Genomic DNA, 423 nt, shown 5'->3' on the forward strand with positions numbered 1-423 from the left:
CATGGAATCGCCGTGTCATCACCCTGGCAAATACGCTATAGGCACTGGATGATAAGGCTGAAAGTAAGATCAGCACATAACCAATGAGATGAGAATGTTTCACATCAATTCCCTTCACCACAAAGAGGAGCATCACCCCGGACACAGAAAGAATGGTAAACAGCACCTGGATCGAGGTAGGGCGTTCCTTTAAACACCATGCTGCCAGCACCATTGTCAAAATAGGGATGGTCGCCTGAATAATGCCGGCCTCTGATGAAGAGGTGAACATCAGCCCCCACACTTGAAATGCAAAAAACAACACAGGATAAAGCAAGGAAAATGGCACAATGTAAATGAGATCACGCCATTGAATGGAAAAACGGTACTTTTTTCGTAAAAATGGAAATAGCAAAAGAGCCGCTGCGAAAGAAACAGTAAATC

General features: G+C 44.4%; 1 protein-coding gene. It reads right to left on the bottom strand.

Features of this window, described 5'->3' with window-relative positions; translation table 11 throughout:
• Positions 1–423, bottom strand: a 423-nt coding sequence (locus C0Z19_RS29250; protein ID WP_146012174.1) for an EamA family transporter, incomplete at both ends; no start/stop codon positions are given.

It is taken from the genome of Trinickia soli (assembly GCF_002879855.1).
GTDB lineage: Bacteria > Pseudomonadota > Gammaproteobacteria > Burkholderiales > Burkholderiaceae > Trinickia > Trinickia soli.